This window comes from Janthinobacterium kumbetense (assembly GCF_023703445.1).
Classification (GTDB): domain Bacteria; phylum Pseudomonadota; class Gammaproteobacteria; order Burkholderiales; family Burkholderiaceae_D; genus Janthinobacterium; species Janthinobacterium kumbetense.
Genome location: NZ_JAMQGR010000041.1, coordinates 1 through 552, shown reverse-complemented (window position 1 = coordinate 552; position 552 = coordinate 1). Strand labels below are relative to the sequence as shown.

Below are 552 nucleotides of genomic sequence, written 5' to 3'. Positions count from 1 at the left end.
ATATCCGCAGCTTCGGTGACTGGCTTAGCCCCGTTACATCTTCCGCGCAGGACGACTCGATCAGTGAGCTATTACGCTTTCTTTAAATGATGGCTGCTTCTAAGCCAACATCCTGACTGTTTTAGCCTTCCCACTTCGTTTTCCACTTAGCCAATCTTTGGGACCTTAGCTGGCGGTCTGGGTTGTTTCCCTCTTGACGCCGGACGTTAGCACCCGACGTCTGTCTCCCAAGCTCGCACTCATCGGTATTCGGAGTTTGCAATGGTTTGGTAAGTCGCAATGACCCCCTAGCCATAACAGTGCTCTACCCCCGATGGTGATACTTGAGGCACTACCTAAATAGTTTTCGGAGAGAACCAGCTATTTCCAAGTTTGTTTAGCCTTTCACCCCTACCCACAGCTCATCCCCTAATTTTTCAACATTAGTGGGTTCGGACCTCCAGGGCGTGTTACCGCACCTTCATCCTGGCCATGAGTAGATCACTTGGTTTCGGGTCTACACCCAGCGACTGATCGCCCTATTCGGACTCGATTTCTCTACGGCTTCCCTAT

At 50.9% G+C, this 552-nt stretch carries 1 rRNA gene; it reads right to left on the bottom strand.

Annotation, left to right across the window (positions count from 1 at the left end):
- Nucleotides 1–552, bottom strand: a 23S ribosomal RNA gene (locus NCG91_RS27860); the annotation flags it as partial.